General features: G+C 46.3%; 24 protein-coding genes and 2 pseudogenes. 21 read left to right on the plus strand and 5 right to left on the minus strand.

All coding sequences use genetic code 11. The features are described from left to right. Positions 1-108: 108 nt before the first annotated feature. The 18 genes and pseudogenes from JMN17_RS00705 (at position 109) to JMN17_RS00780 (ending at position 17424) form a co-directional block, all read left to right on the plus strand. Entirely contained in the window at positions 109-1194 is a 1086-nt protein-coding gene (locus tag JMN17_RS00705) for a M42 family metallopeptidase (RefSeq protein ID WP_087992396.1), read from the plus strand. 155 nt (positions 1195-1349) lie between these two features. Next, positions 1350-2318 (plus strand): glycoside hydrolase family 43 protein, encoded by a 969-nt coding sequence (locus JMN17_RS00710; RefSeq protein ID WP_087992463.1) that lies wholly within the window; start codon positions 1350-1352, stop codon positions 2316-2318. Between the two features lie 316 nt (positions 2319-2634). Then, entirely contained in the window at positions 2635-4125 is a 1491-nt protein-coding gene (araA, locus tag JMN17_RS00715) for an L-arabinose isomerase (protein ID WP_087992395.1), read from the plus strand. A 15-nt stretch (positions 4126-4140) separates the two neighbouring features. Then, positions 4141-5826 carry a ribulokinase gene (gene araB, locus JMN17_RS00720; RefSeq protein WP_087992394.1) on the plus strand — a complete coding sequence of 562 codons (1686 nt, stop codon included), beginning with the start codon at positions 4141-4143 and terminating at the stop codon, positions 5824-5826. A 13-nt stretch (positions 5827-5839) separates the two neighbouring features. Continuing rightward, positions 5840-6529: an L-ribulose-5-phosphate 4-epimerase gene (araD, locus tag JMN17_RS00725; protein ID WP_010329719.1), complete on the plus strand. Its 690-nt coding sequence runs from the start codon at positions 5840-5842 to the stop codon at positions 6527-6529. Next, on the plus strand, positions 6516-7325 hold the full coding sequence (locus tag JMN17_RS00730; RefSeq protein ID WP_087992392.1) for an HAD-IIA family hydrolase: 810 nt from the start codon (positions 6516-6518) through the stop codon (positions 7323-7325). Before araD ends, JMN17_RS00730 begins: the two co-directional genes overlap by 14 nt. Then, positions 7322-8506, plus strand: a complete 1185-nt coding sequence (gene egsA / locus JMN17_RS00735) for a sn-glycerol-1-phosphate dehydrogenase (RefSeq protein ID WP_202326966.1) — start codon at positions 7322-7324, stop codon at positions 8504-8506. The genes JMN17_RS00730 and egsA overlap by 4 nt, the downstream gene beginning before the upstream one ends. A gap of 30 nt (positions 8507-8536) precedes the next feature. After that, the gene (locus JMN17_RS00740; protein ID WP_202326968.1) at positions 8537-9838 is read left to right on the plus strand and encodes an ABC transporter substrate-binding protein; all 1302 of its coding nucleotides are present in this window, start codon (positions 8537-8539) and stop codon (positions 9836-9838) included. 35 nt (positions 9839-9873) lie between these two features. Next, positions 9874-10815, plus strand: a complete 942-nt coding sequence (locus JMN17_RS00745; RefSeq protein WP_087992389.1) for a carbohydrate ABC transporter permease — start codon at positions 9874-9876, stop codon at positions 10813-10815. Beyond that, positions 10816-11661 (plus strand): arabinose ABC transporter permease AraQ, encoded by an 846-nt coding sequence (gene araQ, locus JMN17_RS00750; RefSeq protein ID WP_202326970.1) that lies wholly within the window; start codon positions 10816-10818, stop codon positions 11659-11661. 18 nt (positions 11662-11679) lie between these two features. Beyond that, positions 11680-13182: an alpha-L-arabinofuranosidase AbfA gene (abfA, locus tag JMN17_RS00755; RefSeq protein WP_202326972.1), complete on the plus strand. Its 1503-nt coding sequence runs from the start codon at positions 11680-11682 to the stop codon at positions 13180-13182. 154 nt (positions 13183-13336) lie between these two features. Continuing rightward, the gene (locus JMN17_RS00760; RefSeq protein WP_176365293.1) at positions 13337-13663 is read left to right on the plus strand and encodes a PadR family transcriptional regulator; all 327 of its coding nucleotides are present in this window, start codon (positions 13337-13339) and stop codon (positions 13661-13663) included. Continuing rightward, positions 13660-13839: an HAAS signaling domain-containing protein gene (locus JMN17_RS22035; protein WP_437124935.1), complete on the plus strand. Its 180-nt coding sequence runs from the start codon at positions 13660-13662 to the stop codon at positions 13837-13839. The genes JMN17_RS00760 and JMN17_RS22035 overlap by 4 nt, the downstream gene beginning before the upstream one ends. A gap of 59 nt (positions 13840-13898) precedes the next feature. Continuing rightward, entirely contained in the window at positions 13899-14213 is a 315-nt protein-coding gene (locus tag JMN17_RS22040) for a hypothetical protein (RefSeq protein ID WP_437124934.1), read from the plus strand. Continuing rightward, positions 14210-15103 carry a DUF4097 family beta strand repeat-containing protein gene (locus tag JMN17_RS00770; RefSeq protein WP_087992385.1) on the plus strand — a complete coding sequence of 298 codons (894 nt, stop codon included), beginning with the start codon at positions 14210-14212 and terminating at the stop codon, positions 15101-15103. Before JMN17_RS22040 ends, JMN17_RS00770 begins: the two co-directional genes overlap by 4 nt. Before the next feature lie 111 nt (positions 15104-15214). Next, entirely contained in the window at positions 15215-17011 is a 1797-nt protein-coding gene (gene cstA, locus JMN17_RS00775; protein WP_202326974.1) for a carbon starvation protein CstA, read from the plus strand. Next, positions 16954-17141, plus strand: a pseudogene (locus tag JMN17_RS21585) (hypothetical protein). Before cstA ends, JMN17_RS21585 begins: the two are co-directional and overlap by 58 nt. Further along, the gene (locus tag JMN17_RS00780) at positions 17056-17424 is read left to right on the plus strand and encodes a VOC family protein (RefSeq protein ID WP_242519859.1); all 369 of its coding nucleotides are present in this window, start codon (positions 17056-17058) and stop codon (positions 17422-17424) included. Before JMN17_RS21585 ends, JMN17_RS00780 begins: the two are co-directional and overlap by 86 nt. Before the next feature lie 38 nt (positions 17425-17462). On the opposite strand, the gene JMN17_RS00785 is transcribed toward JMN17_RS00780, so the two are convergent. From JMN17_RS00785 to sspI, 4 genes are all read right to left on the minus strand, one after another. Then, on the minus strand, positions 17463-18797 hold the full coding sequence (locus tag JMN17_RS00785; RefSeq protein WP_087992382.1) for a (Fe-S)-binding protein: 1335 nt from the start codon (positions 18795-18797) through the stop codon (positions 17463-17465). Beyond that, on the minus strand, positions 18794-20206 hold the full coding sequence (gene glcD, locus JMN17_RS00790) for a glycolate oxidase subunit GlcD (RefSeq protein ID WP_202326976.1): 1413 nt from the start codon (positions 20204-20206) through the stop codon (positions 18794-18796). Before glcD ends, JMN17_RS00785 begins: the two co-directional genes overlap by 4 nt. A 100-nt stretch (positions 20207-20306) precedes the next feature. Continuing rightward, on the minus strand, positions 20307-21410 hold the full coding sequence (locus JMN17_RS00795; RefSeq protein ID WP_202326978.1) for a CdaR family transcriptional regulator: 1104 nt from the start codon (positions 21408-21410) through the stop codon (positions 20307-20309). Between the two features lie 68 nt (positions 21411-21478). Next, on the minus strand, positions 21479-21694 hold the full coding sequence (gene sspI / locus JMN17_RS00800) for a small acid-soluble spore protein SspI (protein WP_087992379.1): 216 nt from the start codon (positions 21692-21694) through the stop codon (positions 21479-21481). Positions 21695-21812: 118 nt separating this feature from the next. On the opposite strand from sspI, the gene JMN17_RS00805 reads away from it, so the two are divergent. Further along, positions 21813-22559, plus strand: a complete 747-nt coding sequence (locus JMN17_RS00805) for a TrmH family RNA methyltransferase (protein ID WP_087992378.1) — start codon at positions 21813-21815, stop codon at positions 22557-22559. 66 nt (positions 22560-22625) lie between these two features. Here JMN17_RS00805 and JMN17_RS00810 read toward each other — a convergent pair. Continuing rightward, a pseudogene (locus JMN17_RS00810) lies at positions 22626-22833 on the minus strand (hypothetical protein). 80 nt (positions 22834-22913) lie between these two features. Between JMN17_RS00810 and pheS the strand changes: the two are divergent. Continuing rightward, a complete protein-coding gene (gene pheS / locus JMN17_RS00815; protein ID WP_087992377.1) occupies positions 22914-23948 on the plus strand; it encodes a phenylalanine--tRNA ligase subunit alpha in 1035 nt (344 codons plus the stop codon). 15 nt (positions 23949-23963) lie between these two features. Then, complete coding sequence (gene pheT, locus JMN17_RS00820) at positions 23964-26378, plus strand: phenylalanine--tRNA ligase subunit beta (protein WP_202326979.1); 2415 nt, start codon at positions 23964-23966, stop codon at positions 26376-26378. The last annotated feature ends 1 nt before the right edge of the window (position 26379 follow it).

Consider the following 26379-nt stretch of genomic DNA (forward strand, 5'->3'; position numbering starts at 1 on the left):
AAGAAAAGTTCTAAAAACATATACCCGATTTTCAAGTGAAATAGTCGTATGGTTAGCGTCAGGTTTTGTATAATAAGAATGCAGGACTGATGAAGGAGGTTATGGAACATGGCAAAATTAGATGAAACATTGACCATGCTGAAAGATTTAACAGATGCAAAAGGCATACCGGGCAATGAAAGAGAAGTAAGGCAAGTGATGAAATCATACATAGAACCATTTGCTGATGAAGTGACAACAGATCGTCTGGGCAGTTTAATCGCCAAAAAAACAGGTGCGGAAAACGGCCCGAAAATTATGATTGCCGGGCATTTGGACGAAGTCGGTTTTATGGTGACGCAAATCACTGATAAAGGCTTTATCCGTTTTCAAACCGTTGGCGGCTGGTGGGCTCAGGTGATGCTGGCCCAGCGTGTAACCATCGTGACGAAAAAAGGGGAAATCACAGGGGTTATTGGCTCAAAGCCGCCTCATATTTTATCTCCTGAAGCGAGAAAAAAATCAGTGGAAATAAAAGAGATGTTTATTGATATTGGAGCTTCAAGCCGAGAAGAAGCCTTGGAATGGGGTGTGCTTCCGGGAGATATGATCGTTCCTCATTTTGAATTTACAGTCATGAACAATGAAAAATTCCTCTTGGCGAAGGCGTGGGACAACCGCATCGGCTGTGCGATTGCCATTGATGTGTTAAGAAATTTACAAAACACAGATCATCCAAACATTGTGTATGGCGTGGGAACTGTGCAGGAGGAAGTCGGCCTAAGAGGAGCGAAAACAGCAGCATACACCATTCAGCCTGATATTGCGTTTGGTGTTGATGTAGGGATAGCAGGAGACACGCCTGGGATTTCTGAGAAAGAAGCGCAAAGTAAAATGGGTGAAGGACCCCAGATTATCGTGTACGATGCATCCATGGTTTCTCACAAAGGTTTGCGAGATGTCGTTGTCGCTACGGCGGAGGAAGCGGGCATTCCGTACCAATTTGATGCCATTGCCGGCGGCGGAACTGATTCGGGAGCCATCCATTTGACGGCAAATGGTGTTCCCGCGCTGTCCATTACCATTGCAACCCGCTACATTCATACACACGCGGCTATGCTGCATCGTGACGATTATGAAAATGCGGTCAAATTAATTACAGAAGTGATTAAGAAATTAGACCGAAAGACAGTTGACCAAATCACATATGAATAAAAATGATTTGAATCCGCTATAAAAGGCGGATTCTATTTATTTGTCTGTACAAATTCAATAAGTAACTCTACAATAAGGATATATATAGAAAATATGTGCTAGTCTGGTTGATAAGCAAGTTTTCTATATCTCAAAAAAAGGAGGATTTAATGAATATGAAAAAGAAAGCGTTTTCAAATTTATTGCGTTTTTCTTGCGCAGCTTTAACAGCTGGTGCTGTGATGTTGTCCGCTTTGCCAGCATCAGCCGCTTTTTGGGGAGCATCGAACGAGCTTCTGCATGATCCGACGATGGCAAAGGAAGGAAATACTTGGTATGCCTTCGGGACAGGGCTTGCAGAGGAAAACGGACTTCGTGTACTGAAAGCGGACAGCAACGGGGTATGGAGAGTTCAAAAATCAATTTTCACCAGTCCTTTATCGTGGTGGCGCCAATATGTGCCTAATTTCGAACGAAACCAATGGGCTCCGGATGTGACATACTACAACGGAAAGTACTGGCTTTACTATTCGGTTTCTTCGTTTGGAAGCAATACCTCTTTAATTGGGCTTGCTTCAGCAACTAATCTCAGTTCGGGCAGCTGGAAGGATGAAGGGCTAGTTACTCGGACAACAACTGCAAATAATTATAATGCCATTGATCCTGAATTAACGATTGACAAAGATGGAAACCCTTGGCTTGCATTCGGATCATTTTGGGGCGGAATTAAATTAACGAAATTAAACAAAGATACGATGAAACCAACCGGTTCATTATATTCAATAGCGGCCAGACCAAATAACGGCGGCGCTCTGGAAGCCCCTACATTAACATACCATAATGGCTACTACTATTTAATGGTGTCATTCGATAAATGCTGTCAAGGGATAAATAGTACGTACAAAATTGCTTACGGCAGATCGAAAAATATTACAGGTCCTTATGTAGACAGAAACGGTAAAAGCATGATGGACGGAGGAGGTACGATTCTTGATTCCGGCAATGAACAGTGGAAAGGGCCGGGCGGACAGGATATCGTAAACGGAAACATACTTGTGCGTCATGCTTATGATGCAAAAGACAACGGCATACCAAAGATGTTAATCAATGATTTGAATTGGAGCTCAGGCTGGCCGTCTTATTAAGATAAAGCCAATCGTTCACATCTTATTCTCTTTGTTTAGCCCTGATACATCAGGGCTTTTTCTAATGGAAAGCGGAATCGGAAGGTGAATTGACAGAAAAATCATAGTTTTAAGAACGTATTTTTTCACCTAAAAACCTAGTAACCAATCATTTCTTTTTGTAAAAGAATACAAAAATGATTGACAGTAAATAAACCTACTAATATAATGAAGTTGTTCGTACAAATTAATTGTTAATAGTTTATTTTTTGTTATTAGTCCGTATCTGTTTGGGTAATTGAAAGCGTTTTACTATAGGAAGAAAGGGGCAGATTACATGCTTCAGACAAAGGATTATGAATTCTGGTTTGTAACAGGAAGCCAGCATCTATACGGGGAAGAGACACTGGAACTGGTGGATCAGCATGCGAAAAGCATTTGCGAGGGGCTCAGCGGGGTTTCTTCCAGATATAAAATCACTCACAAGCCTGTCGTCACTTCATCGGAAACCATCAGACAGCTGTTAAGAGAAGCGGAGTACAGTGAGACATGCGCCGGCATCATTACATGGATGCATACATTTTCTCCCGCAAAAATGTGGATAGAAGGTCTTTCTACTTATCAAAAACCGCTTATGCATTTGCATACTCAATATAATCGCGATATCCCTTGGGGTACGATTGACATGGATTTTATGAACAGCAACCAATCCGCACATGGCGATCGTGAGTACGGTTACATCAACTCGCGAATGGGTCTGAGCCGGAAAGTCGTTGCAGGGTACTGGGATGATGAAGAAGTGAAGAAAGAGATTTCCCAGTGGATGGATACAGCGGCTGCATTAAATGAAAGCAGACATATTAAGGTTGCCAGATTCGGAGATAACATGCGTCACGTCGCGGTAACGGACGGAGACAAGGTGGGGGCGCATATTCAATTTGGCTGGCAGGTTGACGGGTATGGCATCGGAGACCTTGTAGAGGTGATGAACCGCATCACCGACGACGAGGTTGACACGCTCTATGCGGAGTATGACAGGCTCTATGTGATCAGCGAGGAAACAAAACGTGACGAAGCAAAGGTAGCGTCCATTAAAGAACAGGCGAAAATTGAACTTGGATTAACCGCTTTTCTTGAACAAGGCGGATACACGGCGTTTACGACATCGTTTGAAGTGCTGCACGGAATGAAACAGCTGCCGGGGCTTGCCGTACAGCGCCTGATGGAGAAGGGCTACGGATTCGCCGGTGAGGGAGATTGGAAGACGGCGGCCCTTGTACGAATGATGAAAATCATGGCTGAAGGAAAAAGAACGTCCTTCATGGAAGATTATACGTACCATTTTGAACCGGGAAATGAAATGATTCTAGGTTCGCATATGCTTGAAGTGTGTCCGACTGTCGCTTTGGATCAACCGAAAATTGAGGTTCATCCGCTTTCTATCGGGGGAAAAGAGGACCCTGCACGTTTTGTATTTAACGGCATCAGCGGTTCAGCTATTCAAGCAAGCCTTGTTGATATCGGCGGGCGTTTCCGCCTTGTTTTGAATGAAGTTAACGGACAAGAAATTGAAAAAGATATGCCGCATCTGCCAGTGGCCCGTGTTCTCTGGAAGCCGGAGCCATCATTGAAAACAGCGGCGGAGGCATGGATTTTAGCCGGCGGCGCACACCATACCTGCTTGTCTTATGAACTGACAGTGGAGCAAATGCTCGATTGGGCAGAAATGGCGGGAATCGAAAGTGTTCTCATTTCCCGTGATACGACAATTCACAAGCTGAAACACGAATTAAAATGGAACGAGGCGCTTTACCGGCTTCAAAAGTAGGAAGGGGGATGCCACTTGGCTTACACTATAGGAGTTGATTTTGGAACTTTATCAGGAAGAGCGGTGCTCGTTCATGTCGAAACAGGGGAGGAACTGGCGGCTGCTGTAAAAGAATACAGACATGCTGTCATCGATACTGTCCTTCCAAAAACGGGTCATAAGCTGCCGCGGGATTGGGCGCTGCAGGATCCGGCTGATTACCTCGAAGTCTTGGAAACAACCATTCCGTCTTTACTCGAACAGACGGGTGTTGAGCCGAAAGACATTATCGGGATCGGCATTGATTTTACGGCATGTACGATCCTGCCTGTTGACAGTACAGGACAGCCGTTATGCATGCTGCCGGAATATGAAGAGGAGCCGCACAGCTATGTGAAGCTCTGGAAGCATCATGCGGCTCAAAAACATGCTGATCGGCTCAATCAAATCGCGGAAGAAGAAGGAGAAGCTTTTTTACAGCGGTACGGAGGAAAAATTTCATCAGAATGGATGATTCCGAAGGTCATGCAGATTGCTGAAGAAGCGCCTCACATTTATGAAGCGGCTGACCGGATCATCGAGGCTGCAGACTGGATCGTGTACCAGCTGTGCGGCTCGCTCAAGCGAAGTAATTGTACAGCAGGATATAAAGCGATTTGGAGTGAAAAAGCGGGCTATCCGTCGGATGATTTCTTTAACAAATTAAACCCTTTAATGAAAACGATTACAAAGGACAAATTAGCAGGTTCTATTCACTCAGTAGGGGAAAGAGCCGGTGGACTGACTGAAAAAATGGCACAGCTGACAGGCCTTCTTCCAGGGACAGCTGTCGCGGTTGCCAATGTGGACGCTCATGTTTCCGTACCAGCGGTCGGCATCACAGAGCCAGGGAAAATGCTGATGATTATGGGAACCTCGACGTGCCATGTACTTCTAGGCGAAGACGTACATATCGTGCCCGGTATGTGCGGTGTTGTGGACAACGGAATTCTTCCGGGCTACGCGGGCTATGAAGCCGGGCAGTCCTGTGTCGGCGATCATTTTGACTGGTTTGTGAAGACATGTGTCCCGCAAGCGTATCAAAAGGAAGCAGAGGAAAAAAACATTGGCATTCATGAGCTGCTGAGTGAAAAAGCAAACCTTCAAGCGCCGGGTGAAAGCGGATTGCTTGCTTTGGATTGGTGGAATGGAAACCGTTCAACCCTTGTTGATGCTGATTTAACAGGAATGCTGCTTGGCATGACGCTGCTGACAAAGCCTGAAGAGATGTATAGAGCTTTAGTTGAAGCGACAGCTTACGGAACCCGGATGATTATCGAAACGTTCAAAGAAAGCGGGGTTCCGATTGAGGAGCTGTACGCAGCCGGCGGAATTGCTGAGAAAAACCCGTTTGTCATGCAGGTTTATGCGGATGTGACAAATATGGACATTAAAATCTCTGGTTCCCCGCAAGCGCCAGCCCTAGGATCTGCCATTTTCGGCGCGCTTGCCGCAGGTAAAGAAAACGGCGGATACAATGACATCAAAGAGGCAGCGGCGCACATGGGGAAACTGAAAGATATATCTTATACGCCAAACGCCGAAAACGCCGCGGTGTATGAAAAATTGTACGCTGAATATAAAGAACTGGTTCACTACTTCGGAAAAGAAAATCATGTGATGAAGCGTCTGAAAACAATCAAAAATCTTCAATTTTCATCTGCCGCCAAAAAGAATTCATAAAGGGTGATGGAGCATGCTTGAAACATTAAAAAAAGAAGTGCTGGCAGCCAACCTGAAGCTTCAAGAGCATCAGCTGGTAACCTTTACGTGGGGAAATGTCAGCGGCATTGACCGTGAGAAAGAAAGAATTGTCATCAAACCTAGCGGAGTCGAATACAGCGACCTGACAGCTGATGACTTGGTTGTTTTGAACCTTGAAGGAGAGGTCGTCGAAGGCTCGCTCAAGCCTTCTTCAGATACACCTACTCATGTTTATTTGTACAAAGCCTTTCCGAACATCGGGGGAATTGTCCATACCCATTCTCAATGGGCGACAAGCTGGGCGCAATCGGGCAGAGACATACCGCCTTTAGGCACGACACATGCTGATTATTTTGACAGTGCGATTCCATGTACAAGAGAAATGTACGATGAAGAAATCATTCATGACTACGAACTGAATACAGGAAAAGTCATAGCTGAAACCTTTCAGCACCATAACTACGAACAGGTGCCGGGTGTACTCGTGAATAACCACGGACCGTTCTGCTGGGGCACGGACGCTTTAAATGCCATCCATAACGCAGTTGTATTAGAAACAGTTGCGGAAATGGCCTATCACTCCGTTATGCTGAACAAGGATGTAAACCCAATCAATACAGTCCTTCACGAAAAGCATTTTTATCGAAAACACGGAGCAAACGCGTATTATGGCCAGTCATGATTCCGCTGTGTCACCGGCCGGCATTCTGATTGACTTGGACGGTACTGTATTCAGAGGAAATGAATTGATTGAAGGGGCAAGGGAAGCGATCAGTACGCTTCGGGGAATGGGGAAGAAAATCGTCTTTTTGAGCAATCGGGGGAATATCTCCCGTGCCATGTGCAGAAAAAAACTTCTCGGCGCGGGGATTGAAGCTGATGTAAACGACATTGTTCTGTCGTCAAGCGTCACAGCAGATTTTCTGAAGAAACATTATCGTTTTTCAAAAGTGTGGGTGCTTGGAGAACAAGGCTTGGCAGACGAGCTGAGACTGGCCGGTGTAGAGCACGCGAACGAACCGAAGGAAGCGGATTGGCTGGTGATCTCCCTTCATGAAACACTCACGTACGAAGATTTAAATCTGGCCTTTCAAGCTGCCGCCGGCGGCGCTCGTATCATGGCTACGAACAAAGACCGCTCCTTTCCGAATGAAGACGGCAATGCGATCGATGTGGCCGGTATGATCGGAGCGATAGAGGCTTCCGCTCAAGCAAAAACAGAGCTTGTTGTCGGAAAGCCGTCATGGCTGATGGCGGAGGCTGCCTGTACAGCAATGGGGCTGTCCGCACATGAATGCCTGATTATCGGAGACAGTATTGAATCTGACATTGCGATGGGAAAGCTTTATGGCATGAAAAGCGCCTTAGTGCTTACTGGTTCTGCGAAACCGGGTGAGCAGCGTTTGTACACGCCGGATTATGTGCTGGAATCCATTAAGGATATAACCAAATTGGCTGAGGAGGGGATTCTGTTATGAATCGTATCGCAGCTGACGTTGAGCAAGCTTTTGAACTCGCCGGAGAAAAGGTTTTTCCTATAGAAGTTGAAGAAATTGTTATCGGCAAACAAGCAGCTGATTCGCTATTGGATTATGTAAAAAGAAAAAACAACAAACAGATTGTCCTTGTCTGCGACTCGAATACACATCGCATTGCGGGAATTGATTTGGAAAACCGCCTGCATCAAGAAGGGTTTCAGGCTGAGTGCCTGATCATTCCGGGAAATGAAGCCGGAGATGTGACGGCTGATGAACGATCGCTCATTCATGCGCTGATCCATACGGAAAAAACAACGGATGTTATGATCGCGGTCGGTTCGGGCACGATTCATGATATCGTGCGCTTCGCAGCGTTTCAGAGGGATTTGTCGTTTATTTCCTATCCGACTGCTTCATCTGTAGACGGATTTACGTCAGCCGGGGCGCCGCTTATTTTATACGGAACGAAAACAACCATCCAAACGAAGGCTCCATCCGCGCTGTTCGCTGATCTGGATCTATTAAAAGCGGCACCCCAGTCAATGGTTGCGGCTGGATTTGGCGACATGCTCGGGAAAATCACGTCTTTAGCTGATTGGGAAATATCCCGCCACCTTGCCGGCGAGCCTTATTCTCCAACGGGGGCTAAGATCGTTCAGGAGGCGCTGGAAGCCTGTATCGCACACACAGAAGACATTGCGATGAAAACGGAAACAGGCATACTGGTTTTAATGGAATCTTTAATTGTATCAGGTCTTGTCATGCTGGCTTTAGATCATTCCCGTCCGGCATCAGGCGGAGAGCATCATATTTCCCATTGGATTGAGATGGAATTAATGAAGAAAAACCGGCCTCAAATTCTCCATGGGGCAAAGGTGGGTTGTGCCGCTGTGTTATTAACTGACACATACAGAAAGCTCGCCCAGGATGACGGACTGAACGAATTTTCTCCGCGCCGGCGGCAAGCCATTCAATCGGCTTATGAAACGCTCCCGGAAGGAGAAGTGCTGGCCGATTGGCTGAGATCAGCAGGAGGCCCTGCGTTTTTTGACGAAATCGGTGTCGGGCAGGATTCCGTCAAGAATGCCTTCAGACACGCGCACACATTAAGAGACCGCTGCACCGGATTAAGAATCATCAATGAAAACAAAACGCTGATCAATCATGGTCTATATGAATAGCCCGCACCTCGAATGGAAGGGGTAACGCAAATGAAAAAAATGACTGCCTGTTTTCTTGTGCTCATGATGCTGCTGACATTATTCATTGCTGGGTGTTCAGCAGAAAGATCATCCGGGAAATCGGGTGAAACCGAACTGACCTTTTGGACATTTAATGGACTTCATGAGCAGTTTTATGTGGAAATGGTGAAGGAATGGAACAAAAAATATCCTGACCGCAAAATTAAACTGAATACGGTCGTTTATCCATATGGGCAAATGCACGATAATTTGTCTATCTCCTTAATTGCGGGAGAAGGCGTCCCTGATATTGCCGATGTCGAATTGGCCCGTTTTTCAAACTTTTTAAAGGGCTCTGATATACCGCTTGCCGACCTGACTCCGCTGATTGAAAAGGACCGCGATAAATTCGTTGAGGCGCGGCTTACCTTGTACAGCAAAAACGGCAAGCTTTACGGGCTGGATACGCATGTAGGAACGACAGTGATGTTTTATAACATGGATGTGATGAAAAAAGCCGGCGTCAATCCTGATGATATCAAAACATGGGATGATTACCATAAAGCCGGGCAGAAAGTGCGCAAAGTAACCGGAAGGCCGATGGGGACGGTGGAAACCAATGATTCCGCAACGTTCTTATCCATGATTTCACAGCAAAAATCAGGTTATTTTGATAAAAACGGCAAGCTGATCCTTAATAATGACACCAATGTAAAAACAATTCAATTTTTAAAGGACATGATTAATGATAAAACGATGATTGCCGCACCGGGCGGCGGGCATCACAGTGAAGAATATTACGGCTTTATGAACCAAGGCGGAGCAGCGTCGGTTCTGATGCCGATTTGGTATATGGGAAGATTCATAGATTATATGCCTGATCTGAAAGGGAAGATTGCCATCCGGCCGCTTCCGGCGTGGAAAGAGGGGGGCGACCGTTCGGCAGGTTTGGGCGGTACGGCAACTGTTGTGCCGAAGCAATCTAAGCATGTTGAGTTAGCAAAAGAGTTTTTGGCCTTTGCGAAGGGCTCTAAAGAAGGAAACAAAAAGCTTTGGAGCGTACTCGGGTTTGACCCGCTTCGCTGGGATGTCTGGAGCTCTCAGGAATTGAAGGAGAAAAACAAATACACGGATTACTTCCAAAATGGAACAGGCATTTTTTCTATGCTGCTCGATATCAAGGACGAAATCAATCCGATTTATTTACACGAGGATTTTGCCAAGGCTTCAGACCTTGTCAACAGAAGCGTATTGTTCGACGCACTTAAATCTCAGCAAAAAACGCCTAAGCAAGCCTTGGACAGAGCGGCAGGTGAACTGAAACAGAAATAGAATCCCATTCAAAAAGTGAAAGCGGGGAGGTTCTCATGAAACCTGTGAAAACGGGAACGGTTCATCCCGTTCCCTCAGCTGCGAAACAATCAGGCTGGCGAGATCTATTTTATTCGAAAAAAGCGGCGCCCTATCTGTTTACAGCGCCATTCGTTTTATCCTTTCTCGTATTTTTTTTATACCCCATCATTAGCGTCTTCATCATGAGCTTTCAAAGAATATTGCCGGGAGAGGTGACGTTTGTCGGATTGTCGAATTACACTGCACTAAACAATCCGACGTTCTATACTGCCCTTTGGAATACACTGGAATACACCTTTTGGACACTGATTGTGCTGATTCCAGTCCCATTGCTGCTGGCCATATTCCTGAATTCAAAGCTGGTCAAATTCAGAAATATATTCAAATCAGCACTATTCATTCCGGCATTGACTTCCACCATTGTGGCGGGGATCATTTTTCGGCTGATCTTCGGGGAAATGGAAACGTCGCTGGCCAATTCCATCTTACTCAAACTCGGCTTTTCACCTCAGAACTGGATGAACAATGAACATACCGGCATGTTTTTAATGGTGCTGCTTGCTTCGTGGAGATGGATGGGAATCAACATCCTTTACTTTTTGGCCGGTTTGCAAAATGTGCCGAAAGAGCTGTACGAAGCCGCCGATATTGACGGCGCGAATACGATGAAAAAATTCCGGCACATTACGCTGCCGTTTCTCAAGCCTGTAACGGTTTATGTGCTAACCATCAGTATCATCGGCGGATTCAGGATGTTTGAGGAAAGCTACGTCCTTTGGCAAAATAATTCCCCGGGTAATATCGGCTTGACGCTTGTCGGATATTTGTACCAGCAAGGGCTTGCCTACAACGAAATGGGATACGGAGCGGCCATCGGCATTGTGCTTTTGATTGTGATACTTGTTGTCAGCCTGATTTCGTTAAAGCTGTCAGGCTCGTTTAAGGGGGAGGGATAAATGTTGCGGCACAGTCCTCAGTACAGCGTTTACAAAATCGCGCTTACCCTGTTTTTTATCATGCTGAGCCTATTGTATATTTTTCCGATTTTCTGTTTGCTTTTAGGATCATTAAAGCCGTCATCTGAGCTTTTGCGTGTAGGGCTGAATGTTGATATTGATCCAAAAGTGATGAGTTTAGATAACTACACATTTCTGTTTAATGGCGGCAGCATTTATTTTAAATGGTTTTTTAACAGTCTTGTGCTTGGGGTTTTCACGACCGTGCTCACTCTGTTTTTTTCATCGATGATTGGGTACGGACTTGCGGTTTACGAGTTTAAGGGCAGGAATATCATCTTTGTTCTTGTGCTGATTATTATGATGGTTCCGCTTGAAGTAATGATGCTTCCGTTGTTTAAGCTGACCGTCGGATTGCACTTGATCGATTCGTATACGGGTGTCATCCTGCCATTCATCGTTTCGCCGGTAGCTGTTTTCTTTTTCAGGCAGTATGCCCTCGGTCTTCCAAAAGATCTGCTGGACTCTGCAAGGATGGACGGCTGTACGGAATTCGGGATCTTTTTCCGGATTATGGCGCCGCTGATGAAACCGGCTTTCGGCGCGATGATTATCCTCCAGTCCTTAAACAGCTGGAACAACTTCTTATGGCCGTTGATTGTGCTTCGTTCGAAAGAAATGTTTACGCTTCCAATTGGGCTGTCCAGCTTGCTGAGCCCTTACGGAAACAACTATGACATGCTCATATCCGGCTCAGTATTTGCAATTTTGCCAGTTATTATCATTTTCTTATTTTTCCAAAAATACTTTATCTCCGGCCTGACGGTAGGAGGAGTCAAAGGTTAATAGAGGAGGAAACGTGTGATGAAAAAAGCGCGAATGATTGTAGACAAAGAATATAAAATCGGTGAAGTAGACAAGCGGATTTACGGCTCGTTTATCGAACATATGGGGCGAGCGGTATATGAAGGCATATATGAGCCTGACCACCCTGAAGCAGATAAAGACGGGTTTAGAAAGGATGTCCAGTCGCTGATCAAAGAATTGCAGGTTCCGCTTATCCGCTATCCGGGCGGAAACTTTTTATCCGGATATAACTGGGAGGACGGTGTCGGACCTGTCGAAAACCGCCCGAGACGGCTTGACTTGGCATGGCAAACGACAGAAACGAATGAAGTGGGAACAAATGAATTTTTATCTTGGGCAAAAAAGATGAACACTGAGGTCAACATGGCCGTCAACCTTGGCACAAGAGGCATAGATGCCGCCCGCAATCTCGTTGAATACTGTAACCACCCGAAAGGCTCTTACTGGAGTGATTTAAGAAGATCGCATGGCTATGAACAGCCGTACGGCATCAAGACATGGTGCTTAGGAAACGAAATGGATGGCCCGTGGCAGATCGGCCATAAAACAGCTGACGAATACGGACGGCTTGCCGCAGAGACTGCAAAGGTCATGAAGTGGGTTGATCCAACAATTGAACTTGTTGCCTGCGGCAGTTCAAACAGCGGCATGCCGACCTTTATCGATTGGGAAGCGAAGGTGCTGGAGCATACGTACGAGCATGTCGACTATATCTCTCTCCATACGTATTACGGAAACCGGGATAACAATCTGCCAAACTACTTGGCCCGTTCCATGGATCTTGATCATTTTATTAAATCTGTCGCTGCAACCTGTGACTATGTAAAAGCAAAAACCCGCAGCAAGAAAACAATCAATCTCTCTCTGGATGAATGGAACGTCTGGTATCACTCAAATGAGGCGGATAAAAAAGTCGAGCCTTGGATTACTGCGCGTCCGATTTTAGAGGATATTTATAATTTTGAAGATGCTTTATTGGTCGGCTCTCTGCTTATTACGATGCTGCAGCACGCAGACCGTGTGAAAATCGCGTGCCTTGCACAGCTTGTAAATGTCATCGCGCCGATTATGACGGAAAAAGGCGGGGAAGCATGGAGACAGCCAATCTTCTATCCATACATGCATGCTTCTGTTTACGGAAGAGGCGTATCACTGAAGCCGCTTATTTCTTCTCCGAAGTACGACTGCTCAGATTTTACTGATGTGCCATATGTTGATGCCGCTGTTGTGTATGCCGAAGAGGAAGAAACACTCACGATTTTTGCGGTAAACAAAGCTGAAGATCAGATGGAGACGGAGATTTCGCTCAGAGGCTTTGAATCCTTCCAAATCGCAGAGCACATTGTACTCGAGCATCAGGATATCAAAGCGACAAACCAGCAAAACAGAAAAAATGTCGTCCCGCATTCCAACGGAACATCATCTGTCAGCGAAAACGGCTTAACCGCGCATTTCACGCCGCTTTCCTGGAATGTGATCCGCTTGAAAAAACAGTCATAAAGTGAAACATTAGCCGGAGATCGCTCTCCGGTTTTTCTTTTTTTTGGAGGTAGATATGATTCAGTACCTTGTAATGTTCAGTAGTGAATGTTACTATATGCATAAATGGTGGAAAATATAAACAAAATTAACGAGCTTCGGGGAGGATTTTATGATGAATGCTCAATTCAAAAAGGGAGCATTAGAGCTATGTGTGCTTGTATTCATATCTGAAAAAGACCAATACGGATATGAGCTTTCTCAAAACATTTCCAGGCACATGGCGATTGCTGAAGGCACCTTATATCCTCTTCTAAGAAGACTGACGAAAGAAGAGTATTTAGAAACATATATGGCGCCGTCTTCCGAAGGTCCTGCCAGAAAATACTATACGATGTCAAAGCTTGGTTCCATGCGAATGAAACTGCTGCTGGCAGAATGGGATCAGTTCACAGCATCTGTCAATCAAATCATCGACGTGGCAAGGGGAGGAGAACAATGAATCAAGAACTGTTTTTGCAGGAGTTAAGTAAAGCGTTAATGCCGCTTTCAGAAGAAGAGCGGAATGAGATCTTATTTGATTTTGAAGAACATATGACCGAAGGGATGAAAGAAGGCGGCTGGAAGCGGACATCATCAGGGAACTCGGTTCTCCAAAACAAATTGCAAAGGAATTGATGCAAGATGTCACGGAAACTGCTCCAGCAGAGCAACGCCCTAAAAAGAATCTTTTTCACATGGCATGTTCAGCAGCAGCGATAAGCTTCTTAAATATGATTTTCGTTCTGGGACCGGCTATTGGCATTTTAGGAGTGTACGTGGGGTTATGCGGGGCGGCGCTTGCACTTTCTGTGTCACCGATCATTTTTATCGGCATGTTGATGTTTCAAACGAATACGCACATGATGCTGGAGTTCTTTTTATCACTCGTGTTTGGCAGTCTGGGGCTGCTATCTTGTATAGGGCTGTCGCATTTAGGAAAGCTGCTGTATGGCATGGGTTTACGATATATCAAATATAATCTAAAGCTGGTGACGGGGGCGCGGACATGAAAAAAATCATAATAGGATTAATCGCAGTATTTGCAGTCGGGGTCATCGGAGCTGTCATCACTGCAGCTGCTTCTGATTTTACAAGAGACGAGGTGACAGCTGCTGAAACATATTCTGCCACAGATATTAAAAAAATTGAGGTAACAACGAGCTCGATGAATGCAGAGGTCAAAATTGGGCAAACGGATGATATTCAGGTAGCGGCTGAAGGGAAAGTCAGTGATAAAAGCAAAAAGCTGTTCGATGTGAGCCAAGATGGCAAGTCATTAAAAATCAATCAAATAGCACGCGAGAATATCATCTCTTTTATAGCGTGGGACAGCGAAAAGGATATGAAAATCACAATTATTATTCCTGAAAAGAAGTATGGTGAGTTAACGGTAACGACAACCTCTGGGGATATTCTCATTGAAAATGTGCACGCGGATCAAACTGCTGTTGACTCTACATCAGGAAATATTGAGCTGAAGCATGCACGCATCGAAAACGAGTTGACGCTAAAAACAACGAGCGGAGATATTCAAGAAAACCAAAATTCATTCGGCCAAGGTGTGGTAAAGACAACAAGTGGATTAATAGAAAGCAGCCGCACAACAGCTGGAAAGGTGAATTATAAGACAACCTCCGGAGATATTGACCTTCTACAGGAGAGTCAGAACAAAGAAGTTGACATCGTCACAACGAGCGGAAGTGTGTCCGTAGAATATCAGAAAGAACCTGCAACCTTAGCAATGGATTGTCAGACTGACTCAGGTGAGACGTCAGTCAACCTAGATCAAATTATGTATCAAGAAAAATCAGAGAAGCGCATTACAGGATATATAGGTGATAACGAAACCTCTAATCATTTAAACATTCGCACAACCTCTGGAGACATTGAACTAAACTAACTGCGACGAGCCGGCCAATTCCAGCCGGCTTTTCTGTATAGGAAAAAATGACCGCTTATCACCATGAAATTATGATATATTTATGAAAAACAGCAAAGGGGATGAGAGAAAATGAATGCGGTTACAATTGTGATAGCGTCAATGTGCATTTTGGCTATTGCCTATCGTTTATACGGAACATTTATGATGGTGAAGGTTCTCAAAGTGAATGATGACAAGCCGACGCCTGCTCACGCGCTTGAGGATGGAAAAGATTATGTGCCTACAAATAAATGGGTCTCTTTTGGCCACCATTTTGCAGCGATCGCAGCGGCCGGGCCGCTGGTCGGACCGATTTTGGCGGCGCAGTTCGGCTATTTGCCGGGGTTATTATGGCTGTTAATCGGGGCGGTAATAGGGGGAGCCGTCCATGATCTTGTTGTGCTGTTTGCATCAATGCGCAAAAATGGAAAGTCGCTGTCAGAAGTGGCGAAGGATGAGCTTGGCCCTGTTGCCGGATTTTGCACGGGACTGTCTATGCTTTTTATTATCACGATTACGATGGCGGGGCTGTCGATGGTTGTGCTGCACGCGCTTGAACGCAATCCGTGGGGCACATTTGCGGTAGGAATTACAATTCCGATTGCGATGGGCGTGGGCTTATTTTATAAGAAAACGGGAAATTTAAAGCTTGCGTCAACGATCGGTTTTCTCTTTTTAATGGCGGGAGTCTTTATCGGCCCATGGGTGCAGACTACTGCGCTCGGTGACTTTTTATCGCTAGAAACGAAAACGCTTGCAATTGCACTTCCTATTTATGCGTTTTTTGCAGCGGCGCTTCCCGTTTGGCTCCTTCTCGCACCGCGTGATTATTTAAGCAGCTTTATGAAAATCGGTGTGTTTATCGCTTTGATTGCCGGGGTATTTGTCGTCAATCCGTCCATCCCGTTTCCTGCGTTTACAGAATTCGTAAAAGGGGGCGGGCCGGTGCTGGCAGGACCCGTCTGGCCGTTCATTTCAATTACTATCGCCTGCGGTGCGATCTCGGGATTTCACGCCTTTGTCGGTTCAGGTACGACCCCGAAAATGCTGAATAAATGGAGTGATATGAAGCCGGTTGCGTTTGGCGCAATGCTTGTCGAGTGTCTTGTCGGCATTATGGCGCTGATTGCAGCGACCGCCTTGCAGCCTGCTGATTACTTTGCGATTAACAGCACGCCTGAGGTTTTCCGTACGCTCGGCATGAATGTCGTCCATTTGCCTGAATTGAGCAGGGAAATCGGTTTGGACTTAGAAGGAAGAACAGGGGGAGCCGTTACGCTTGCGGTGGGAATGACTTATATTTTTACCGGAATGCCGTTTTTCAGCCATTTGGCCTCATACTTTTTCCAATTTGTCATTATGTTTGAAGCCGTATTTATTTTAACAGCGATTGACGCCGGCACACGTGTTGCCCGTTATCTGATTCAGGATTTCTTCGGAGAGGTGTATAAACCGCTGAAGAAAACAGACTGGATTCCGGGATCTGTATTTGCCAGCGCGCTCGCCTGCCTGATGTGGGGCTATCTGCTGTATTCAGGGGATATCGGTTCCATTTGGGCGCTGTTTGGCGTGTCCAATCAGCTGATGGCTTCAGTGGGGCTGATTATTGGAGGGACCATCGTGCTGAAAATCGCCGATAAACGCCGTTACATTCTGACCTGCCTTATCCCGCTTGCCTATTTATATGTCACTGTCAATTATGCGGGCTATTGGATGGTGCGCAATGTGTATCTCAATCCTGAAGCAGCAGGATACAGTGTATTGAATGGCGTACTATCGATCATCATGCTGCTGTTAGGCTTCATCATTATCGTGGCGGCTGTGAAAAAATGGGCGCAGATGTGGAGAGATCCAAGCTTAAGGATGGAAGCATCTATACCGGGATAGAAGGACTAATGAAATGTTGAGGAGGATTGGCAATGAAATTATCAATGAAATATCTTATTCTATACGTATCGGACAGCAAGCGGGCTATTCATTTTTATCAGGATATTTTAGGACTGCCGATTCGTGCTGAACACGGCACGTATATCGAATTTGAAACAGGCTCTGCGATATTGGCGCTTAATACGCGAGAAAGCGCCAGAGAAATCACGCCGCTAGACATTCCAGATACATCTGCTTCGAACACATTTGAAATTGGTTTTGTCACTGAAAACGTAGAAGCGGTTATCAAAAGGGTAAGAGAACAGGGGGTCACAATTATTGGGGAGCCGAAAGTGAAGCCATGGGGGCAGACGGTTGCCTATATCTCCGACCCGGATGGACATTATATTGAAATTTGCAGTCCGATAGAATAATGCACAAAAGCCCAAAACAATTTCTGTTTTGGGCTTTCTTATGATGTTTGGTGTCCAGTCGCTTCCAGCAGCAAATCAGCCAGGTGAACGGCTTTGACTTTACCGTTTAGTCCTTCACGTTCAATGCCCAGCTTCATCTGCAGCAGGCAGCCGGGATTTGCTGTCACAATGACGATTGCTTCGCTCGCTTTGACGGCAGCCATTTTACTGTCCAGTATTTTCATAGACATCTCAGCTTCCACGATGTTATAAATTCCCGCTGATCCGCAGCAGCTATCCGCTTTATCCATTTCTCTGAATTCGGTCCCCTTGATGCTTTGAAGAAGTTGGCGTGGCTCAAGCGACGTATGCATCACATTTCTTAGATGGCATGAATCTTGATAGGTAATGACCTGCGGCATCTCGAGCGCTAAGTCCATTTGATGAAAATCGAGTTCAACCAAAACGGACGAAAAATCTTTTAGTTTCTGAACAAATGCAGCGGATCGCTCCGACCACTCGGGGTCATCCTTCAGCAAATGATCATATTCAGTGAGAAAGGCTCCGCATCCCCCTGCGTTTGTAATGACAGCTTCGACGTCTAACGCTTCGAAGGCAGCGATATTTTGTTTCGCGAGCTCTTTCCCCGCGTTTTTTTCCCCGCTGTGCCCATGCAGCGCGCCGCAGCAAGCCTGGTCAGGCGGGATGACAATGTCGCAGCCCGCCAGCTGCAGCAGCTTCAGTGTGGCATTGTTGGTCGGTAAAAACATGGTATCCATTAAGCAGCCCGAAAAAAAGGCGACCCGTTTTTTCATGGGGCCAATTGACGGCAGCAAACGCGGCCGATGCTTCATTTCTTTGTTTTTAGGAATATCAGGAAGAACGGCTTCCATCGTCCGCAAATGCTCAGGCAGGACGCGAAGCATACCGGTTTTGCGAACAGCGGTTTGCAGTCCAGACCGCTGATACAAACCGATAAGGCTGACAGCTGAGCGCATGCGGTTTTGATGCGGAAACAGCTCCTGAAAAGCGGCTTTTCGCAAGACACGAGCGCCGAGCGAGTGTTTTTTATTTTGGTGGATAATATCTCTGGCTTCCTCAAGCAGCTGTCCGTATTTCACGCCTGACGGGCATACAGGTTCACAGGCGCGACAGCCTAGGCAAAGTGACAGCGAACGCTCGACATCTTCATCGGGTTCAATCATACCGTCGGCTACGGCTTTCATTAAGGCGATGCGCCCGCGCGGAGAGTGAGTTTCCTGAAATCCCGATTCGATATAGGTCGGGCAAGAAGGAAGACAGAAGCCGCAGCGCATACAATTCAAAAGCTCGCCTTCATCCATGCGCTCTTTGAATTCATCTTGGATCTGGTTCATTTCTTTTTCTGTTGTCATCTTTTCGTCACCACACGTTTTCTGCAGTCTTTCGCGAACACTTTGCCCGGATTTAATATGTTCCGGGGATCAAATGCCGCTTTCATCGCTTTCATCGCGGCAATGCCCTCTTTTTTCAGCTTCATCTCCAAGTAAGGCGCTTTCATGGCCCCGACCCCGTGCTCTCCGGTTATCGTGCCGCCAAGTTCAATCGCTTTCTCAAAAATCTCGGCAAAAGCCTGTTCGACACGCTCCATCTCATCCTCATTTCTTATGTCAGTCGTACATGTCGGGTGAAGGTTTCCATCTCCCGCGTGGCCGAAGGTGCAAATAGAAAGCCCATATTTAGCGGCAATATCATTAATGGCTTTTACCATATTGGCGATTTCTGAGCGAGGAACGGTCGCGTCCTCTAAAATCGTCGTCGGCTTGAGGCGGGCAAGGGCAGAAAGTGCAGAACGCCGGGCTTCAGTCAGGGCAAATGCTTCCTCCTCGGTTTGGGCGGTCTGAACGGAAACAGCGTCGCCTTTTTTGCAGATCGCCTCAATCTTTTCCATATCCCGTGCAACGGTTTCAAGCGGTCCGTCTTGCTCAATTAACAGAACCGCCTTTGCATTTGTCGGAAGTCCGATTTTAGCATAATCCTCAATGACTAAAAGTGTGGGCTGGTCAAGAAATTCAAGCGTGGCGGGTATGATTTTTGCGGCAATGATATCTGATACCGTTTGAGCAGCGGCATCGATATTTTCATAAAGGGCAAGCAGCGTCTTCTTCGTTTCCGGCTTTGGAACGAGTTTGACGATTGCCTCTGTCACAATGCCAAGTGTTCCTTCTGAACCGACAAAAAGACGTGTGAGATCGTATCCGGCCACATCCTTTGCGAGCTTTCCGCCGGTGCGGATGATGTCTCCGTTTGCGAGCACCGCCTCCAGTCCAATGACATAGTCGCGGGTGACGCCGTATTTTAATCCGCGGAGCCCGCCGGAATTTTCATTGATGTTTCCGCCCATTGTTGATATTTTCATAGAACTCGGATCAGGCGGATAAAACAAACCTTTGCTTTCAACCGCGCGGGTCATATCTAATGTAATGACGCCCGGCTGGACTGTGGCGGTCAAATTTTCTTCATCAATCTCAAGAATCCGGTTCATATGCTTAAAGAGAAGAACAAGTCCGCCTTCAGTCGGGCACGTGCCGCCGCATAGGTTTGTTCCTGATCCTCTTGGAACGATCGGCACTCGATGATCGTTGCAAATCATTAAAATTCGTGATACTTCATTTGTGCTCCTCGGAGCAATCACGGCATCAGGCATAGACTGAAACTGCGGCGTCGCATCATACGAATAGACGAGACGGCCGGCATTCGAGTCATCATAGTTTTCCTTGCCGACGATTTGGACCAGCTGTTCTTTTACATCTTTGGTGATCATTTCACCCATCCCCCTGTCAAAACGCTTTCAATCTATTGTAAAAGAAAAAAAGCAACGTTTTCTATGGAGAAACATACAAAAAATGAAACTGAAACACTCTCTATTTTATATCTTGATCTAAAAAATAGAGTGCAACATATATCGTGACGATATCCTCTGTGCAGTCAAAACGCAAACCCGTCAGCTGTTCAGCCTTAGACAGGCGATAACGCAATGTATTGATGTGAATATGCATGTCTTCAGCGGTTTGTTTCAAAGACAAATCGTGATGAAAGAAAGTCCGTATCGTATTCATAAGCTCGTGATGCTGAAGCGCCTCCCGGAATACTCTTTGCGGAAATTCATTTCGGGTGCCCGGGCTGATCTCAGTCAGGCACATATCAAGCTTCAGATCCTCTTCGAAGATGGGCGTTTTTCGCTTAAGGCTGACAGCCAGCGCTTTTTCAGCCTGCGCGTAGGAGTCTGTCAGGCTGGAGCTTGCGACAGCCCTTCCGGCGCCAGCTGCAACACAGCTGTTTGCAGTATGAACAAATGAACAAATGTGAAGGAGCTGCCGCAAAAGCTGATCCCTTTGTTCATGCTTTTGCACTTCGTGATTAATCAGAATCCGTTCATTTCCCCACCTGATGAACAAGTCAGAAGAGTACGCGGATTTCCAGATATGTGCCATTTGCTCAATGTCATAAGATGACCACTCATATCCTTGAATGAGAATCATTTGGCGCCGGGAGGAAAGATCAACACCGAGAAGCTGGGCTTTCTCAAGAAAACCGGGAGACCACTCTTTTAATTGCAGCCAATCGACCGTAAAGGACTCCAGCATTCTCTCCCGCCACTGGGATTGCTCTAAATGCCGCGATTCCTTAATGAACAGCTCTGTCATTTTTCGAAGCAGCTCCCCGTAAGGCTGAATCTCAGCAGGCTCACCTGTAAGCCCGAAGACGGCGATTACATCCCGGTCGGAAAATACAGGAAGATTCAGGCCTGCCTTTACTCCTTTTAATTTTTTTTCATCTTCTACTGTAATAATGACATTCCGTTTCTCTTTTGCGCAGATGAGCGCTCCTTCATGAAATCGTCCCACACGCTCATCATTTGTGCTAGCCATAATGAGTCCGTCTGTATTCACAATAATGACTTCACGTTCATACATTTTCTTGACTTCGGCAATAATTTTTTTCGCTAATAACGGCTGTAAAAACATGGCGATCCCCCTCATCATGTTTTTATTATATAAGAAAAAAACCGGGCGCTGTCACCCGGTTTCATCTCTTATTCGGCGGGTTTTAATCCGCCTTCAAGCGTTTTTAGCATTTCGTTTTTCTCACTTTCGGATGCATGCTGCCAAATGACTTCGAATAAAACGCCGAGCCCCGGAAGCATTTTTTCTTCACCGCTTTGAATCGCATCCACAATTGTATGCTCAAGCTGATCCTGATTATTGCCGGTAACATTGGCAATGACGGCATGACGCAAATTAAGATCCATGTGAAACGCTCCTTTTCCTAAAATGTAATACGCATATTCTAACCCTGCACCTGGTTTATTATGTGCTGTTCTTGCGATATAATAACATCATGTTAAAAAAAGGAGAGCCACACAGACAGTGAAACAAATAGAATCGGCAAAAAACCAAAAAGTGAAGGATTGGAAAAAGCTTCACACGAAAAAAGAACGAACAAAAACGAATACATTCCTCATAGAGGGAGAACATCTTGTTGAAGAGGCGCTGAAGAGCGAGGGCACGGTGAAAGAAATTCTTGTAAAGGATGAAACGAAAATTCCGTCAGCTCTTGATATGAGCATCCAGTGTTATGTGCTGAGTGAAGATGCGTTTGCAGCTGTTACTGAAACAGAAACGCCGCAGCAGATTGCCGCTGTGTGCCATATGCCTGAAGAAAAACTGGCGTTGCCTCAGCGTGTGCTGCTGATTGATGCTGTTCAAGATCCGGGAAACCTCGGAACAATGATTCGGACGGCTGATGCGGCCGGTTTAGATGCGGTTGTGCTTGGTGACGGCACGGCTGACGCATTTAACGGAAAAACGCTTCGATCCGCGCAAGGGTCTCATTTTCATATTCCTGTTATAAGAAGAAATCTGCATACATACGTGGATGAGTTGAAGGTAAAGGGCGTAAAAGTGTACGGCACGGCGCTGCAAAACGGGGCGCCTTACCGGGAAATACATCAGTCTGAATCCTTCGCGCTTCTTGTAGGAAATGAAGGAGCAGGGGTCGATGCCGCCCTGCTGGAAAAAACGGATTTGAACCTGTACGTGCCGCTTTATGGACAAGCTGAATCACTGAACGTTGCGATTGCGGCTGCCATCCTTGTGTACCACTTGCGAGGATAGTGTTGCGCCAAGCGATGGATTTATCTATAATAGAACATAATATTTGAAAAACCGTGACAGAGGACCTCAATTTCTGATCAACTGCTTTCCAGGGAGAAAATGCCGCTGACTGAGAGCATTTTTAAACGCAGCCGGAAATGGGCTTCACCTCTTGAGTTGTCGCCGGGACCGCGTACACTGCGCGTAAAGGTGAACCGGAATCTGATTCCGTTATGTCAATGAAGCTGACGACAGCATCAGTCTGTCTGAAATAAGGGTGGTACCGCGGCCACAACTCGTCCCTTGTATAAGGGGCGGGTTTTTTTGTTTTCCAAAGACATATGACGGTTTGTTTACATAAAAGGAGGATGCAAAATGGAAGAAAAGCTGAAACAGCTGGAACAAGAAGCTTTAGAACAAGTAGAAGCGACAAGCTCATTAAAGGTTGTCAATGATATTCGGGTGCAATATCTCGGAAAAAAAGGGCCGATCACAGAAGTGCTGCGCGGAATGGGCAAACTTTCTGCTGAGGAACGTCCGAAAATGGGCGCGCTCGCGAACGAAGTAAGAGAGCGTATCGCCAATGCGATTGCTGTCAAAAACGAGAAGCTTGAAGAAGAGGAAATGAAGCAGAAGCTCGCAGGACAGACAATCGACGTCACGCTGCCGGGCAACCCTGTCGCAGTCGGCGGCCGCCATCCGCTCACTATTGTCATTGAAGAAATTGAAGATTTATTTATCGGTATGGGCTACACAGTCGAGGAAGGACCTGAAGTTGAAACAGATTATTACAACTTCGAATCGCTCAACCTGCCGAAAGAACACCCTGCGCGCGATATGCAGGACAGTTTTTACATCACAGAGGAAATGCTGATGAGAACGCAAACGTCTCCCGTTCAAACACGGACGATGGAAAAGCATGAAGGCAAAGGGCCCGTTAAAATCATTTGCCCGGGTAAAGTTTACCGCCGTGATAATGATGATGCGACACACTCCCACCAATTTATGCAAATTGAAGGGCTTGTCGTTGACAAAAACATCAGCATGAGTGATTTAAAAGGAACGCTTGAACTCGTTGCGAAAAAAATGTTCGGGCAAGACCGCGAAATCAGACTTCGCCCAAGCTTCTTCCCATTTACTGAGCCTTCAGTAGAAGTGGACGTGACATGCTTTAAATGCGGAGGAAACGGCTGCTCAGTCTGTAAAGGAACAGGCTGGATCGAAATCCTCGGCGCCGGCATGGTTCACCCGAACGTGCTGAGCATGGCTGGCTTTGATCCGAAGGAATATCAGGGCTTCGCATTCGGAATGGGGGTTGAGCGCATCGCGATGCTGAAATACGGCATTGATGATATCCGCCACTTCTATACAAACGATGTCAGATTTATTTCGCAGTTTAAACAGGCGTAAGAGGAGGATGCTAGGATGTTTGTTTCTTATAAATGGTTAGAGGATTATGTTGATATAAAAGGTATGGACCCGGCTGTTCTTGCTGAGAAAATTACAAGAGCAGGTATTGAGGTTGAAGGAATTGAATACAAAGGAGAAGGCGTCAAAGGCGTTGTCATCGGCCATGTGCTGGAGCGCGAGCAGCATCCGAATGCTGATAAGCTGAATAAGTGCCTTGTGGATATCGGAGCGGAAGCACCTGTACAGATCATTTGCGGCGCGCCGAATGTGGATAAAGGACAAAAAGTCGCAGTTGCAACAGTCGGAGCGATGCTGCCGGGCAATTTCAAAATCAAAAAAGCAAAGCTTCGCGGTGAAGAATCTAACGGCATGATCTGTTCTTTGCAGGAGCTTGGTATTGAAAGCAAACTTGTGGCACAGGAGTATGCGGAAGGCATTTTCGTATTCCCGAATGACGCACAAACAGGAAGCGATGCCTTAGCGGCGTTACAGCTTGATGATGCGATTCTTGAGCTTGGTTTAACGCCAAACCGCGCGGATGCAATGAACATGCTTGGTGTTGCTTACGAGGTTGCGGCAATTTTAGACACAGAGGTAAAACTTCCGCAAACGGATTATCCGGCTGCTTCAGAACAAGCGTCTGATTACATCGCTGTCAAAGTCGAAGATCAAGAAGTGAACCCGCTGTACACTGCAAAAATCATTAAAAACGTCACGATTGCTCCGTCACCGCTTTGGATGCAGACGAAGCTGATGAACGCAGGCATTCGCCCGCACAACAACGTCGTTGACATCACAAACTTTGTCCTGCTTGAATACGGCCAGCCGCTTCACGCGTTTGATTATGACAAATTCGGGTCCAAAGAAGTCGTAGTAAGAAAAGCAGCTGAAAATGAAACAATCGTAACCCTTGATGATCAAGAACGTAAGATGTCTGCTGATCAACTTGTCATTACAAACGGAACGAAAGCGCAGGCCGTTGCCGGTGTGATGGGAGGAGCAAAGTCAGAGGTTCAGGAAGATACAAAAACGATTTTGCTTGAGGCTGCGTACTTCAACGGGCAGACGGTTCGCAAGGCTTCCAAAGACCTTGGATTGAGAAGTGAATCAAGCGTAAGGTTTGAAAAAGGCATTGATCCGGCGCGCGTACGTCTTGCGGCAGAACGGGCTGCACAGCTGATCCATTTATATGCCGGCGGTGAAGTGCTTGCTGGAACGGTTGAGGAAGATCATCTGACAATCGAAGCAAATAACATTCACATATCAGCCGACAAAGTGAGCAGCGTTCTCGGCATGACAATCAGCAAAGAAGAACTGATCAGCATTTACAACCGTCTGGGCTTTACTGTCGGTGAAGCGAATGAACTTCTCGTTGTGACAGTTCCATCACGTCGCGGCGACATTAAAATCGAAGAGGATTTAATAGAAGAAGCGGCAAGACTGTACGGCTACGATAACATTCCTTCTGCGCTTCCTGAGACAGAGGGAACAACAGGCGGGTTAACGCCATATCAAGTAAAACGCCGTAAAGTCAGACGTTTCCTTGAAGGCGCGGGCTTATCACAAGCCATCACTTACTCACTGACAAATGAGAAGAAAGCGGCAGCGTTTGCGATTGAAAAATCATTGAACACTGTGCTTGCGCTTCCGATGAGCGAAGAAAGAAGCATTCTCAGACACAGCCTTGTTCCGAATCTGCTTGACTCTGTTTCTTATAACTTGGCGAGACAGACTGACTCAGTAGCGCTGTACGAAGTCGGCTCCGTTTTCCTGACAAAAGAAGAGGACACAAAACCTGTTGAAACAGAACGCGTAGCGGGAGCTGTTACCGGATTATGGCGCAAGCATCTGTGGCAAGGCGAGAAAAAACCGGTTGATTTCTTCGTCGTCAAAGGAATTGTGGAAGGACTGTTAGACAAACTGAAGGTCCTTGACTGCATTGAATTTGTTCAATCTGAACGCAAACAGCTGCACCCCGGCAGAACAGCGAACATTCTATTGAATGGTTCTCTTATCGGCTTCATCGGCCAAGTCCATCCTTCATTGGAAAAAGAACTGGATATCAAAGAGACATACGTCTTTGAGCTTGATCTACATGCGCTGCTTACAGCGGAAACAGCGCCGCTTATCTACACAGCGATTCCAAAATATCCGTCTGTGACACGTGATATCGCGCTTGTCACAGAAAAATCCGTCACAAGCGGCCAGCTCGAGAGCGTCATTAAAGAGGCTGGCGGCAAGCTTCTGAAAGACGTATCCGTCTTTGATGTATACGAAGGCGAGCATATGGAGGAAGGGAAAAAGTCAGTCGCTTTCTCACTCCAGTATGTAAATCCTGAACAAACGCTGACAGAAGAAGAAGTGACAAAAGCGCACAGCAAAGTGCTGAAAGCGTTGGAAGACACGTATCAGGCTGTTTTGAGAGGCTAAT

Origin of the sequence: Bacillus sp. RHFS10, assembly GCF_016757475.1 — a bacterium.
GTDB lineage: Bacteria > Bacillota > Bacilli > Bacillales > Bacillaceae > Bacillus > Bacillus subtilis_G.